This window comes from Lactiplantibacillus dongliensis (assembly GCF_005405105.1).
GTDB classification, from domain to species: Bacteria; Bacillota; Bacilli; order Lactobacillales; family Lactobacillaceae; genus Lactiplantibacillus; species Lactiplantibacillus dongliensis.
The window spans coordinates 13,876-29,096 of sequence record NZ_BJDK01000031.1; the positions used below are offsets into that span (position 1 = coordinate 13,876).

Annotated in this window: 10 protein-coding genes and 1 pseudogene; 2 read left to right on the forward strand and 9 right to left on the reverse strand. The window is 45.4% G+C overall.

The genetic code is table 11. The features are described 5' to 3' along the window. Positions 1 to 28: 28 nt before the first annotated feature. From FFM80_RS14825 to FFM80_RS11105, 5 genes and pseudogenes are all read right to left on the reverse strand, one after another. Positions 29 to 127 (reverse strand): annotated as a pseudogene (locus FFM80_RS14825) (KxYKxGKxW signal peptide domain-containing protein); the annotation flags it as partial. A 613-nt stretch (positions 128 to 740) separates the two neighbouring features. Continuing rightward, the gene (locus FFM80_RS11090) at positions 741 to 3,014 is read right to left on the reverse strand and encodes a collagen-binding domain-containing protein (protein ID WP_137640855.1); all 2,274 of its coding nucleotides are present in this window, start codon (positions 3,012 to 3,014) and stop codon (positions 741 to 743) included. 334 nt (positions 3,015 to 3,348) lie between these two features. Next, complete coding sequence (locus FFM80_RS11095) at positions 3,349 to 5,613, reverse strand: collagen-binding domain-containing protein (protein ID WP_137640856.1); 2,265 nt, start codon at positions 5,611 to 5,613, stop codon at positions 3,349 to 3,351. Between the two features lie 305 nt (positions 5,614 to 5,918). Continuing rightward, positions 5,919 to 6,212, reverse strand: a complete 294-nt coding sequence (locus FFM80_RS11100) for a cupin domain-containing protein (RefSeq protein ID WP_137640857.1) — start codon at positions 6,210 to 6,212, stop codon at positions 5,919 to 5,921. 452 nt (positions 6,213 to 6,664) lie between these two features. Continuing rightward, complete coding sequence (locus FFM80_RS11105) at positions 6,665 to 7,144, reverse strand: PTS sugar transporter subunit IIA (RefSeq protein ID WP_137640858.1); 480 nt, start codon at positions 7,142 to 7,144, stop codon at positions 6,665 to 6,667. Between the two features lie 581 nt (positions 7,145 to 7,725). Between FFM80_RS11105 and FFM80_RS11110 the strand changes: the two genes are divergently transcribed. Both FFM80_RS11110 and FFM80_RS11115 read left to right on the forward strand, forming a co-directional pair. Then, on the forward strand, positions 7,726 to 8,676 hold the full coding sequence (locus tag FFM80_RS11110) for a sugar-binding transcriptional regulator (protein WP_137640859.1): 951 nt from the start codon (positions 7,726 to 7,728) through the stop codon (positions 8,674 to 8,676). Between the two features lie 155 nt (positions 8,677 to 8,831). After that, entirely contained in the window at positions 8,832 to 9,515 is a 684-nt protein-coding gene (locus tag FFM80_RS11115) for a fructose-6-phosphate aldolase (RefSeq protein ID WP_137634915.1), read from the forward strand. Positions 9,516 to 9,570: 55 nt separating this feature from the next. On the opposite strand, the gene FFM80_RS11120 is transcribed toward FFM80_RS11115, so the two are convergent. The 4 genes from FFM80_RS11120 to FFM80_RS11135 all read right to left on the reverse strand — a co-directional run bounded on the left by FFM80_RS11120 (position 9,571) and on the right by FFM80_RS11135 (position 15,218). After that, positions 9,571 to 9,921 carry a DUF2200 domain-containing protein gene (locus FFM80_RS11120; RefSeq protein WP_137640860.1) on the reverse strand — a complete coding sequence of 117 codons (351 nt, stop codon included), beginning with the start codon at positions 9,919 to 9,921 and terminating at the stop codon, positions 9,571 to 9,573. 11 nt (positions 9,922 to 9,932) lie between these two features. Further along, entirely contained in the window at positions 9,933 to 11,324 is a 1,392-nt protein-coding gene (locus FFM80_RS11125; RefSeq protein WP_137640861.1) for a glycoside hydrolase family 1 protein, read from the reverse strand. Positions 11,325 to 11,623: 299 nt separating this feature from the next. Further along, on the reverse strand, positions 11,624 to 12,505 hold the full coding sequence (locus FFM80_RS11130) for an ROK family protein (RefSeq protein ID WP_137640862.1): 882 nt from the start codon (positions 12,503 to 12,505) through the stop codon (positions 11,624 to 11,626). A 10-nt stretch (positions 12,506 to 12,515) separates the two neighbouring features. Continuing rightward, entirely contained in the window at positions 12,516 to 15,218 is a 2,703-nt protein-coding gene (locus FFM80_RS11135; RefSeq protein ID WP_137640863.1) for an alpha-mannosidase, read from the reverse strand. Positions 15,219 to 15,221 lie beyond the last annotated feature (3 nt).

The window sequence follows — 15,221 nt, forward strand, 5'->3', positions numbered from 1 at the left end:
AGGTTTGCGTCCCCAACAACACCCCGCCAAACGCTAAGATTAATGATAAATACCATTGTTTACCTGCTTTATATAATTTATAATGCCCGCCGATATTCTCATTGTGTTGTAACTGTTTTAATCGCATACTTTAGAATTCCCTCTCTTAAACCTGCGCAATTTGAAATTGCACTCTAGGTTTAACATGGGTCTGGATTGGACTCAATCAGTAGGCCAAAATAAGCCGCGTTTTAAGCCGTATTAGACCAGAACACGCGTTAGTAAGCTTTCTTTAAACTTAATGTCAATCATTAAAATTTTCATTGTTCATTTAAGTGAACATGCTTCTTACTTATTGTCAGTAAGCCACCAGCAAATTGTTTAATTCATAATCATCTTTAAAAAGTCATGCAGAAACGGTTCCTATTGATCAAAAACCCCATAAATAGAATTCGCATTCGTTAAGTAACCGAATTGACGACAACCGTAAACTGATTAAATAAGGATAGTGTTCAAACCCATTTAGAATTCTTCTAATTTATTGCCCGATTACCTCGGCAATAATTGCGTAATTTTAAAATAATCATTACACTATTAACTGTAAAAGGCTTGCTTCATAAATTTATCATTGAAGCCGGCCGATCTACTCGGGGGTCAAGGAGTATACACAACGTTCCAAAATCAGGGGGATTCAAATAAACGGACTTGAGGCGCGCACCTCAAGTCCGTTTATTGTTATTGCTGAATTAGTGACAATCCGTTTACTGCGTCTTTTCAAGTTGTCGCTTTCGACGCCGGCTTTCCCACGCGATCAAGATAGTCCCAATAGCTAAGACAAAACCAGCCGCCGCTACAGTATGCAGATGACGATTATCTGTTTGTGGTAAGCCTGTACCATTTAAAGCTGTCATGCCTTGCGTTCGAACTTGCTCCAATCGAGCAGCCCGAATGGGTTCATTTGCCGTTTGAGCGCGAGTAATGGCTGAATCCAACTGGGTTAAAACAGCCTTACCAGCATTTTGACGAGCAGCTTTATTGGGTGTTGCTAATGCCGCATCCATCTTTTTTTCTAACGCCGGTTTCGGTGCAACTGCTTCATCATAGTCTTCGGAAAACGAATATGGTTCCTCATCAGCAACCGAGATTTTATCACCTTGTTCATCGGTGGTCCCATCTTCATTAGTATCAGTTTCGGTTGCTGGTAATTCCGGATCAGTTGTTGTTGGATTTTCCGGCTCTGGTGTTTCTGGATCGGTCGGTGTTGGATCTGGATTTTCTGGTTCTGGTATCTCTAAGTCTTCCGGTTCTGGCTCTTGTGGATCTGGGTCTGGGTCTTTCGGATCCGGGTCTTTCGGATCTGGATCTTTTGGATCCGGGTCTTTCGGATCTGGATCTTTTGGATCTGGATCTTTTGGATCCGGGTCTTTTGGATCCGGGTCTTTTGGATCTGGGTCTTTTGGATCTGGATCTTTTGGATCTGGGTCTTTCGGATCTGGATCTTTCGGATCTGGATCCTCATCACCTTCACCATTATCTTGTAAATCCCAGCGATGGGTTTCACCCGTAATATTAACTGTTTCAGCAACTAAATTGCCGTCAAAGTTGTGTCTTTTTACATTAATGGTTGCTTTGGGAACCAGTAAGCTACCTTGGAAAGTACATCCAAAAGCAACCTCGCCTATCAGCTGGTTTCCAGTCTCATTAGTGTTATAAAAGTTCCAAAGCAAGTTATTCCCACTAAAATCTTCAGTTTCCCCATTGCCACGACCTGTACCATCCTTATATTCAAGTTTAATTGGAGATTTCACAGCATAGTTGTTACGCCTAGTATCAACATTAATAATCACCGTAACGCCGTTCGTCCCTGTTTCCATTCCAACAAGGGTCAATGGCCGCTCAAACGGTAAAATCGCCGCATCCAAATTAATCACAATTTGATTATTAGCATTTTTCTTTAACTTGGTTAGGTCAATTGTCCGATGATTTTCGCCACCTAAATCAGCTTCAACAAGTTTATGCTGACCTTCAAGTTGCGCCAAACGTTGATTAGTTTCAACTAATTTCTTGAATTCTGAATCAAAATCAAGATACGTTTTTCCTGATTGATCTTGGTGAACCTCTTCCGCCTTTAAATGGTCTAAATAAATTCCTTTTACTTTTGGACGATGGGCTTCCCTAAGATCAATTTCTAAAGTTTCACCGAATACCACTTTATTTTTTCGGCTATCGGTACTAGCTTCAAATGAACTGCCAGCAATTGCACTAAAATCTTGAATATATGAAATCTCAGTGGCTAACTTTCCAGAGTTAATTTTCGTACCAAAGTTACTCCTACCCTCTAAGTTAGCTACTGCAACATTACCATTCGTATGAGCGCCTAACACAGCCTCTCTAGCAAAAACATGGAAACGTGAGGCCACTCCCAACAGATTATTATCCTGTTTCAAATGTGGAAAATCATCATACACGGAGCCACCAGACTTCGGCTTCGGAACAGTAGCCGTCGCGGATTTAGCCGCACTAGTGGTCGCCTGACTAGCTTTATCAGTATCGGCTTTAGCTTTAGCTTTGGCCTTTGCTTTGGCCTTTGCTTTGGCCTTTGCTTTGGCCTTTGCTTTGGCCTTCGACTTCTTTTGAACAGGCGGTTCCGCTAAAAATAGATCCGTTACCGTATAAACTTCGGCTTCAGATGTTTGTGTGGTTTTCTTTTTCGCGGCGGCCTTCTTTTCAGCCTCGACTTTAGCCGCCTCACTGGCTGCCGCGGCTTGTTGCGCTTTTTCTTCGGCTTCAGCTTTTTTAGCGTCTTCGGCTTGTTGTGCTTCGGCCTCGGCCGCTGCTTTAGCGGCCGCCTCACTTTCATCCTTAGCTGCTTGATCATTATCAACAAGCGTTTCAGTTCGCGGATCGCTACTATCTGCTTCGGTTAAGTCATTGGTTCCCATGGCAATTAGTCCTAACAGACATAAAATACCTAATGCGACAAGCCACTTCCAACCAATCCAAAGTTTCCGTCGTTGTGTGCGTTTCTTTTTCATATGCGTACACCCCTTGCTTTTTTAATCACAAACCATCTAAATCAGTCGTTCTCATTTTAAATCACACCTTTCCTTTAACGTTTTGCCAAATCAACCTTATCAATTTTTGACAAACTTATTATCTTTATAATATCCAACGTATCACTGTCTCACAACCATTATGCTCATTTTAGGTAAAAATATATTGACTTATAATAAAATCACAATTCCGTTATTTATTAATCATCTTATATCGATTAGCTTAAAATATAATTCACAATAGAAACCATTTATCTTAACGATAACCGACAAAAAAAGTGTAGCCGTCAGAATTGGCTACACTTTTTTATCTAATCTAATTGCGACGCTTCCGCCGTAAAGCAGCACTTCCAAGTACTAAGGTTGCCGCTGCGAGGCTCAAACCTAAGGCAGCCGCTGCATTAGATTGGCTTTCATCCGTTTGTGGCAAGCCGGTTCCATGCATATCCGCTACCAATTGTGCCCGTAAAGCTTCCAACTTAGCAACCAAGATTTGGTCGCCGTCCGCTTTCGCTTGCGCAATCGCCGCATCGAGTTTGGTCAATAAGGCTTCTTCAGCGTCTAAACGTTCTTCAGCTGTTGGTTCAGCTAAAGCCGCGTCTAATTCATCTTCAAAAGCTTCTTCAACCGCCATATCATGATCTTCAGAATAGAAATATTCTTCTTCATCATCGACATCCGGAACGGCTACATTAGGATTTTCTGATTCTTCATTACCATCTGTATCTGGTTTTTCAACCGCTTCATTGGTATCCGTATCGGTATCTGGTTCTTCAGTATCAGGCGTTTCCGGTTCTGGTTCTTCGGTACCTGGCTTCTCAGTCCCCGGTTCTTCAGTTCCTGGTTCCTCAGTGCCTGGTTCCTCGGTGCCTGGTTCTTCAGTCCCTGGCTCTTCGGTACCTGGTTCTTCAGTGCCCGGCTCTTCGGTGCCTGGTTCCTCAGTCCCTGGTTCTTCCGGATCAGGATCTTCTGGTTCAGGGAATTCAGGACCTGGATCTGGTGTCACATCAGGTTCTTCTGGACCTTCCTCATTATCTTTATTATTTTGTAAATCCCAGCGATGGGTTTCAGCATTGACGACAACTTTATTAGCAATAATGTTCCCATCAACGTTTTGACCAGCAATCACTTCAGCGGATGGCGCCAAAATACTACCTTGGAACGGTCGATTAATATTAACAGTCCCAGCATATTGTTTGTCACTCGCCGTTGAATCAAAGAAGTTCCATAATAGATGGTTATCCCCAAAGTCTTCAGTTTCATGGTTATTCCGATCTGAGCCATCGTCATAGACTACTCTGATTTGCGAATTAATATTGTAGTCGGCTTGACCCTCAGTGTCGACATTGATAATAATCGTGTGCCCATCAGGATCATCTGAAAGACCTTTGATTGTCAGTGGCGTATCACCCGCTAAAACATCTGCCGTTAAGTTAACTACAATCCGGCCATTTTCATCTGGTTGTAAATCAGTAACATCAATCACCCGATTATTACGATCTGGAAAATCACTAGCCGTTACATTAAGTTGACTATCTTTCGTACTTAACTCTGTATTGGTTTTCTTTAATTGGGCAAATTCTTTATCGAAATCGATGTAGACATTGCCGTTCTTATCTTGGTAAACTTCCTCAGCTAACAAGTGATCGATGTAGACACCGTTGACCATAGGCCGGTTCGGATTGCTGACATCAATTTCAATCCCATCACCAAAGATGACTTTGTTACTCCGCGTGGCCCCGTTTGAAACAAAGGAGCTCCCCGCAATATTGGAAATATTTTGAATGTATGAGATATCTTTATCCAAAAGTTCTTCAATAATATTAGTCCCAAAGTTAACGTTACCGATCAAATTACCAACCGCAACGTTCCCATTGGTGTGGGCATTCAATTCTGCTTCGCGCGCAAAAATATGGAATTGAGACGAAATCCCTAAGATATTATTCAAGTCAGGATAATCATCATAAACAGAACCACCATCTTGCACGGCATCGTTGGCTTTAACAGTCGCGTTGGCATTCAAACTACTCTTAAACGTCCCAAATGAGGTCCCATTACCCAAATCTATTGAGGCTGGTTGAACCGTATCGACCGAACTAGCAGTCGTCTTTTTTACGGATTCAGTCGTGGCATCACTGTTGCTTTGGGCGGCCTTGGCCGACTGACTTTCAGTCTTAGTCGATGTCCCTTTTGGCTGCGGTGTTTGTTGCTCAGTAGTCGCTACCGACTTAGTTTCTTTAGCAGAACTTACCTGAGTCCCACCTTGTTTAACCTCATTCTGGTCATGACCAGATACTTGGCTACTACCTGAACTACTGCTGTTCGAAGACTGGCTACTTGAACTCTGACTGCTCGATTGACTACTACTGCTACTAGACTGCAAAACTTGTGAACTTGAAGAACTCGATGACGACTCACTCTTAGCCGTACTTTCAACACTAGCACTGTTACTAGTAGTATCAGTATTGGCATCAGCACTCGCGGTCACCGTCGCACCGCCTAACGTCAACAACACAGCACAAGCAAAGGCCCACCGACGGCCAATCTTGTACATCTTAAAATGTGTTCGTTTACTTTCCATACACTTACACCCCACCTAAAATTATAGCTTGATTATTCCCTTAAAAATCCGTTAATTCACTTTCTATTTTCACGCTTTTTCAGATAACAATCAACCGCTATTTATAATTTTATTTGTATGAAAACATCAACCTAAAAATAGCTAGCAACCGCGTTAATATCCGGTTTTGCACAATTAAACATCTTGAACAATTTAAAATAAAGATAGTTAAATATTCGTTTTAGTTATACTAAGATTCAATGACGAGTAACCGATTTTCAAAGTACAAAAAAAGACGGCAATCAGTTTGGATTACCGTCGTATATTTACTTAGCTAAGTCAGATTTAATCACCATCAGTTCACTGTCAACCATGGCTTTCAAGGCATGATGTTCATTGCGTTGCATCTGCACAATTCGCCCTGGGTAGATGGTCTCCGTCCGCGTCTCATCTGAAAACGCGATTCGACCTTTAATCGGCACCACAATCACCTCATAATCCACAAAATGCACCGGGGTCGCTTGACCGGCTGCTAACACCAAATGCGTTACGATTTGGTGTGGCGTTTCGACTAAATTTTCAAATAATTTAATATCCGTTTTACCTGTATAGACTTCCATAGTTAAGCCCTCACTTTTAGTCAGATTGAATTACTGACCCCAGTATACCTACTAGTCAGGGGGCGCGGTCAACTTTACCTTTTGCACAATCTTAGCGAACGTTCGTTTGAATCTTTACACAAATATGATAGTTCCATCTCAATTAATCAGTGATACTTAGTAAGTCACCGGATCATTTCGTGTGAGTGGAAGGGGGGAATCTTCTTGATACAGACTTTTGTGGCTCCGCTTGTCGTGGCACTCATTAGTGCTTGGTTTGCGCACTGGTTAGAAACGCATGACCATCACCGCAAGTAAGTACACGGTGACAACTAACCCACCCGCTTAAGATCATTTAAGTGTTAAAAAAGCCCTCAACTGTGACGAATTGAGGGCTTTGGTGCTTCTTGATACAGACCTTTTAACCACTTATATTATAGCAAGTTCTCATCGAAAAAGCGACCACGTCACCCTCAAGCTTCTACAACCTGACCAATCGCTTCCCCAGCCGTTACTGTCCCTGAATCCGGGACACGTAAAGCTTTAACGCACTCGCCAGCATTAACAACCACCACCATCGTTGTCGCGGCCTTACCAGCTTGATGAATCTGCGCTAAATCCATTCGGGATAACGGCGTGTTGACATTAACATGATCCCCAACTTTAACTAAGGTCTCAAATGGATTGCCATTCAATTCAACCGTGTCAACCCCCATGTGAACTAAGACTTCCAACTTATCCGCTTGAATCCCCACGGCATGCTTCGTCGGAAAATAACTAACGATCGTTCCTGCAATGGGACTAACAACCTGTTCACAATCAGGTTCAACCGCAAAGCCCACGCCATACTGATCACTAGCATAAACGGCATTTTTAACTGACTTCAACGGCACCAACCGGCCCTGTACCGGCGCGCCAAGCATTAATTTACGATGATGTTTGAATAGTCCCATGAGAACGACCCCCTTGCTTGATTTCACTACTTACACTTGGTGCTAGTTGAAAGTGCGCCTACCAGTTGGATTCTAAAATACTGGAACGCCATGAGTCATTTTAAAGCCAAAACCCGATCTTCAAAGCTGACCTTTCCCTAAATCCGAGAACCCTGCCGAACATTTTCGAACCCAATTTCTCGGCTAAGTGACTGAACTGAAAATAAGTAATCATTAACTTTTCAATCCCCGCTATTTAACGCCGGGCGGTCCAGAATTGGCTCAGTGGTGTCGTTTATCTTAGTCGGTGGTTGTCCGACTTAGATAAAGCCCGGCTTTTGAGACCGCACTATGGCTCAAAAACGTGGCCACCACGTTCCAGCTGATTCTGGGCCAACCAGAGTGGCAACTTAAGCCAACTGGCACCAAGCGCATTACTCATCTTTCAACAACCCAAGCATAACTTATGAGACGCGTTTCAGGTCAAGTGAAACTAAATTTATTTTCGTTCGTAACTAAATGTCCGTGCAACTTGACGCATTAATGGGTATACTAGCAATTGAATTCGGACCATCCTGGCACCAACTATTGGAGGATTTATTATGAATGATAATCGTCGCCGCTTGCTCGCTAAAGTCGCCTACCTCTACTACATTCGCGACTACACGCAAGCCCAGATTGCACAAGAACTCAATATTTATCGCACCACGATTAGTCGGATGTTAAAGCAAGCCCGGGAAAATGAAATCGTTGACATTAAAATCAACGACTTTAACACCGATTTATTTAATTTAGAAGAACAGTTGCGACAACGCTATCACCTTAAAAATGCCGTGGTCATCGCCAGCGAACCTCACGCTGACCACCAAGCAAAAGAGCGCCGCTTATCCAACGAGGCGGCCCTTTATCTCAAACAAATCATTAAACCGCACAACATTGTCGGCTTTGCATGGGGCTCCATTCTGGCTGGTATGATTGGCCAACTACACCATCCGATGCAAACCGCCGCGACTTTTGTGCCGTTGGTGGGTGGACCGAGTCCATCGAATGCCCAATATCATGTCAACGGGATTGTCTACGATGCCGCGCGGGCCTTTGGAGGCCAGAGCTTGTTCGTGGATGCCGCGGCCGTGCAGGAATCCCAATATATTCGTGACGGCATTACTTCCTCGCAATATTTCCATGAAATCCGCCATTGCTGGGACAACTTGGATATCGCCCTGTTAGGTATCGGCGGCCCACTAACCAATACGAGTAGTCGCTGGCGAGACTTGTTAACCCCGGCCGACCGTGAATTACTAAAAGAACGCCAAGCCATCGGGGATTGTTGTTGCACCTTTTTCGACAAACACGGCAAGATCTTACGCGGGGATTTATTGAACCGAACCATCGCGATTCCTTTGGATCAGATTAAGCAAGTTCCTAACGCGATTGCAATCGCCCGCTCACTGACGAAAGCCCCCGCCATCTTAGCGTTACTTAAGATGGGAATCTTGACCACTTTGATTACCGACGCCGAAACTGCTCAAAGAGTGCTTGATTTAGATAACTAGCACATATGTGCAATATTTAGCTAGTTACTTTCGTACGAAACCCCGTCCGCGTGGTCCCGCTCGACTATTCCCATTGAAACGAATTTCCAAACACTAGTCAGCGCTTTCATTTCTCGGTATAGTGAACTTGTAAAAAACAAACAGGGGTGAACATCATGGAATTCTTATTAGACACAGTTCATATTGCAGACATCAAAAAATACGCAGGTATTATCCCATTAAGCGGCGTGACATCTAACCCATCGATCGTTAAAAAAGAAGGTAAGATTGACTTCTTCAATCACATGAAAGCGATTCGACAAATCATTGGCTTAGATGCTAGCTTCCATATTCAAGTCGTTGGTCAAACTACCGAAGCCATGGTCGAAGATGCCCACACGATTTTGAAGAATGTCGATGACCACGTCTTCATTAAGATTCCAACTAACGAAGCCGGTCTAGCCGCTATCAAGCAACTCAAGAGTGAGGGCGTTAACGTCACGGCCACCGCCATTTATACGAAGTTCCAAGGTTACTTAGCCATGAGTGCCGGTGCCGATTACTTAGCACCTTATTACAACCGGATGGTCAACATGAACATCAATGCCGATGAAGTGATCGGTGAACTTGCCGCTCAGATTTGCCGTGAAAATAGCAACACCAAGATCTTAGCTGCTAGCTTCCATACGGTGCAACAAGTAAACTCCGCCTTTGAAATGGGCGCCCAAGCCGCCACCATGAGCGCTGATATCTTGAACACCGCTTTGACGGCACCCGCCATCGGAGCAGCCGTTAAAGACTTCACCAACGATTGGGAATCAATCTATGGTGTTGGCACGACCGTTACCTCATTGAAGTAAATCAAGCAAACGAAGCCCCACCAACTGCATCAATTACAGTCGGTGGGGCTTTTCATTACTGTCTTAAAATTTTATGCATCGGTTTACCCTTAGCCAGTTCATCGACCAGCTTATCCAAGTACCGTATCTTTTGCATTAACGGGTCGCTAATTGCTTCAACTCGATAGCCACAAATCATCCCGGTAATCAAAGTCGCCTGGGGGTTAAACGCGGGGGCCGCCGCAAAGAAGCTTTCAAAGCTAGTCTGATCCGCTAGCAGTTGCTGTAACTGCTGGTCACTATAACCAGTCAACCAGCGAATGACCTCATCCACTTCGGCGGCAGTCCGGCCTTTTTTCTCAACTTTTTGCACGTATAATGGGTAGACTGTCGCAACTGGCATCGAAAAAATCTTAGCTTGAGCCATCCTAAATCCCCCTAGTCTTCAAATTGATTGGTGTCACTGAGTTGCTTAAACCACGCAGCCGACTTCTTCAAGGTCTTCGTTTGGGTATGAATCTCATCACGAATCAAGCCGTAGCGGTTGTGATAGGCGTGATTCCATGACCAGCAGTCAATCGCCGTCCATACAAAATAACCTTGGCAATTCGACCCGGCCGCAATGCCAGCCGCTAATGCGTTTAGATGGGCCCGCATGAAGTCAATCCGATAGTCATCTTGAACTACTCCTTGATGATCTAAGAAGCGCTCTTCATGTGCAACCCCCATGCCATTTTCCGAAATGAACCACGGAATATTATGGTAATTTTTCTGGATGTTTTTCGCAATATCCGTCAAGGCCGTGGGATAGATTTCCCACCCGCGATCAACATTCATCACCCGCCCTGGCATCGCGTAGTCTTTAAAGTAAATATCCGGTAGCCACGGTTGTAAGCTGGTTGGTGAAATGTCTGGTCGTTGAACACGGAAAGGATGGTAATAATTCACACCAAGCACATCCACTGGGTTAGCTGCAATCAAGGCCAATTCCGCCGGAGTAGACGCCCATAAGACACCATCCGCAGTTAATCGGTCCACCAGTTTCGTTGGAAAATGACCGAGTACCGCCGGATCCAAGAATAAGTTATTCGACCACAACTTAGCAAATTCAGCTGCCGCTTGATCGGCTGGATCATCACTAGCCGCGTACGCTGGGGTCAAGTTTAAAATAATCCCGATTTGATGGTCAGCTTGGGGGCAGTACTGCCGAAAAGCGGCCACCGCCTTGGCCGAGGCTAAGTTCAAGTTATAAGCCACCTGCACTGCCTTGGGACCATCAACAACTTGTGGATAGTGCCAGCCATACAAGTACTGCCCATCGACGACCACTTTTGGCTCATTAAACGTGAACCACTTTTTTACCCGGTCGCCGTAAAGCTTAAAGCATTGTTCAGCAAACTTAACAAATAAATCTACCACATGTTTCGACTCCCAGCCGCCATATTGATCGTAAAGTGCCACCGGTAAATCAAAATGATGCAAATTAAGATACGGCTCAATCCCACGCGCCAGCATCGCGTCAATCACTCGATTGTAATACGCGACCCCCGCTGGATTTAAGCTGGCCGTCTCAAAATCATCGATTAAGCGTGTCCATTGAATCGAGGTTCGCAAACCGCGAATCCCCGCTTGCTGCATCAAATCCAAATCATGCTCATAGTCATTATAAAAGTTAGACGCTAAGTCTGGTCCCACCCCAGCATCAAATTGTTCCGGTGCGGTGGCAAACCAATAGTCGAAAACATTTTGGTGCGGTTTATGGAAATTACCTTCTGTCTGGGGGCCAGATGTGGCCGCCCCCCAGACAAAAGCTTTGGGAAAACTGGTCATGTTTGTGTCACCTCATTGTTTGGTTGCGTCTAGATACACGCTTAAGGTCAATACGCGCTAACTATTTTTCAAGCCAACCATTTAATTTCCGTTGGTTAACGGCGGGCGGCCCAGAATTGGCTCAGTGGTGTCGTTTATCTAAGTCAGTGATTTTCCGACTTAGATAAAGCCCGGCTTGGAAGACCGCCCTTTGGCTTCCAAAAGCGGCCACCACGTTCCAGCCGATTCTGGGCCAACCAACGTGGCAATCGAATCTAACTAATACCAAGCGTCCTTAAAATAAATATCAGTAATTACCACTACACGCGGTCATAAGTCTGTTCAAAATCAACGACCGCCCCACGCAGATTGGCCTCATCATGATACTGACAAGTCACGACATTTGGTTTGATCGAAGCAATTTTAACTTGTGCCCGAATCTTTTCAATCTCGCGTTCGATGCCAGGAATCAATTGTGGATTATTAGAGATCGCCCCACCAATCACAACCTTTTCAGGATCAAAACTATATTGTAAATTATAGATCCCTAAGGCTAGCGCATGATACAAGGTGTCCACTTCTTTAGTCGCGGCAGCATCGCCTTGCGCAGCTAAGTCGAATAAGTCTTTCCCACTCAGCTTTTTAGCAGTTGGATTGGCTTTTAGATACCGGTTGACTGCAGCTGGCGCGGTTCCTAGCTCACTCAACGTCCCTTGATCATTCATCAGCATAAAGCCGAATTCACCACCGAATAAATGGGCACCATGCCAGATATGATGGTTGAAGATGACGGAACCGCCAACGCCAGTCCCAATCACTAGGAAGACGAGGCTGTCCACATCTTTACCGGCACCACTCGCTAATTCCGCTAACGCGGCACAGTTAGCGTCATTTTCCATGCTGACGGGCAAGCCGAACTTTTCAGCCAGCTCTGATTGAATCGGAAAGTTATGAATATACGGAATCGCACTGGCACCTTCCACGACCCCAGTCAGCTTATTGACTGCCCCTGGTGAACTGATAGCGACCCCCACTAACGGCCATTGCTGCTTCATTTCAGCCACTTCATGAGTCACTAATTCAAAAAAGGCAGCTTTGGTCGTCGGCGTTGGTAACGCATGATGCGCCTTTAATGCCTGACCATCCCACACAGCAAACTTGATCGACGTCCCACCAATATCAATTAATCCTAACGGTTGCATTTAAAATCCCTCATTTTTTCGCAAATAATAGCGTTTTGATTTCAGCCGGTCCTAGTCGATCACTCGCTACATCTGGTAACGGCTGTTCAAGAAAGTTCACCGCCGTTGCTGGTGTCTGACAGCAGCTCACGTCTAATGTAACCGGTTGCTTAGTTAAATTATAACCTCTTAAAGTCGCCCCGGCAGAATTATTTGCCCGTTTGAAACTAGTTACAGCAAATTCTAAGGTTCGTAATTGCAAATAAGCATCGTCCGCCGCTAGTTCACCGGCATGCCAATCCGTCGGCTGAACACTGAATGGCACTTGGAAGTTACGCGCCTGTTGATAACTGACCAGCCGTTGTTCAGTCGTGCCGTCATGTAATTCCAAACTATACTCGCAACTGAACGCCCCTAAACACTGTGCTTCTGGCGTTGGGAAATACCCCCAATCGCCCATTTCGCCGACTGAGCGCAATAGTGTCACCGCAATCGTACCGTGTTTTGGTAAAATCTCGTACTCGTTCAACCCTAGATTACCAATCGTGACCCCATTTTGCGCATCATGTAAATTAACGAACGCCTGTTGATGTTGGGGATTAGTTGGATTTTGCCACGTAGCTGCCGGTTCATTCGAACGGGTGACCGTTTCAAAAATCGCATCGCTCGTGTTCGTTGTCGCCGCTAAGTTAGTTTGGAACAACACCCGAACGCGATGATCGCACATTTGATTATCAAAGCTGGTCTTAAACTTTAATTGGCGACTATGCCGGCCTAAACGCATGCGCGTGGTAATCGTTAGTGGCCGCGTGGTAGTCGCCCGCTTCGCAGTGCGTTGCGTAATATCCACGACCGCTTGTTGTTCGGTTAATAACTGATCGTCGGCCGCCACAGGAATTGCTAGCTGATTAATCAGTTCAACTTCAACACCCAAGGCATCATCATGGACGAGCCGAACTTCAGTTGGAAAGTCCGTCGAGAGAATCGCCTGGTTATCGGCAGTTTGCCGGTAGATGTACTCATTCCCCATATCACCCGTATCTTCAAATACCAACATCTGGTGGTAGATATGCCCAGTCTCCCGGTTGGTGATCGTCAAGCTGCCATCACTCGCAACCGTCACTTTCAGCCATTCATTACTGAATTCATGCTCACTAAATGCCCGCCGTGTCGGTCCTTCAATCGGTGTGACGGTTTCCTTAGCCGCTTGCAAGGCCAACGTCTGCCAACCATACGCTGGTAAGCCGGTCACATTAATTGCAATCGTGATTTCAATGGCTTGATACGCCACTCGGAAGCGGTCTTTGGGGAGGTCATAATGAAACTCAACGGCTTGCTTGACAACACGAAACGGTACCGCTTGGCCACTAGCATCGACCAATTGTAGCGTCGGCAAGGCCGCTAATTCGGCTACTAGTTCGGCTCGTTGCGCTTGAATCGTCATCTCCGGACTAAAGTTCCGACGATCCCATTCGATCGTTACCTCAGTCTGTCCGGACTTCACAAAACCCGTAGTATTGACCACCACAAATGGCTTGGCATCAGTATCAAAGCCCGTGGTATCAATGCGTTGGGCTAAGGTGTTCAGGGCATCTTGCGCCAAGTAGCGCCCCACTTCCGTTGATTTGGCAAACCGGGTTAACATCTCGCGGTGAACCTCATCTACTGAACAGCCACAAATACTATCATGGGGGTGGTTCTGTAAGAGTAGTTTCCACGCATAACGGAAACGGTCATGCGGGTATTCAGCGGCCGGATAAGCCATTGTCGCCAACGGTTCCGCGATACTATCAAGTAACCGTTCATTGCGCGTATTGGCCTGCTTTAAGTAAACCCGGCTAGAAGCCGTATTCGCCAAGGTATACCAGCCATTCGTTTCTTGGCTCGTCAGTTCCCCTTTAATCGTACTCAGTTGGGTTGGCAAGCTAGCTTTTAACGCCGCTAAATAATCGGGAAAATTTGAATGCACGAATTCATAGTCTGGATATAGCTCATTCGCCACTTTAATCGCCGTGGTCACATCAGCTTGCACCGGTTCGTGATCAACGCCGTTCATCATCAATAAGTTATCAGTTGAGGCATAAGCTTCGGCATCGGCCAGCTTTTGATCCCAGTACACTTTAGCCTGGGCCGGATCAGTTGGAATCTCATTACCATTGCTATACCAATTAGCAAATAACAAGCCTAAAATCCGCGTTCCATCTGGCCCTTGCCACCACATCTCAGAATATTGCGACGCATAGTCGGCACCACCAGTCTGATTATTAAAGCCAGTCGGCGTCACCCCACGACCAAATGCAGCCGTCTCTAAGTCCGCCAACGCCATCATCTGCGGTGTTTGGCCCATATTACCGAACGTATCTGGGAAGTAGCCCAACTTCACCTCATCACCGTACGCCAAAGCTTCATCGCGACCAATCACCATATTGCGTACATTGGCTTCCGGACTGATCAAAAAGTCATCTTGCAAGATGTAAAATGGCCCAATCCGTAACTTACCCGCAGTAATCGCCGCTGCCAGTTCTGGCTTGCGTTCCGGCCGTACCGCCAAATAATCGTCTAACGCAATCATCTGACCATCCAAATGAAAGCTATCAAAGTCAGGATCATGCTTGAACAAATCCAATAAGTTATCAATCAACGTTACCAACCGCATGTGATGTTGTTCAAATGGTAAGTACCATTCGCGATCCCAGTGGCTGTGAGAAATAATAAAGACCTTTTTCTTAGTCATCGT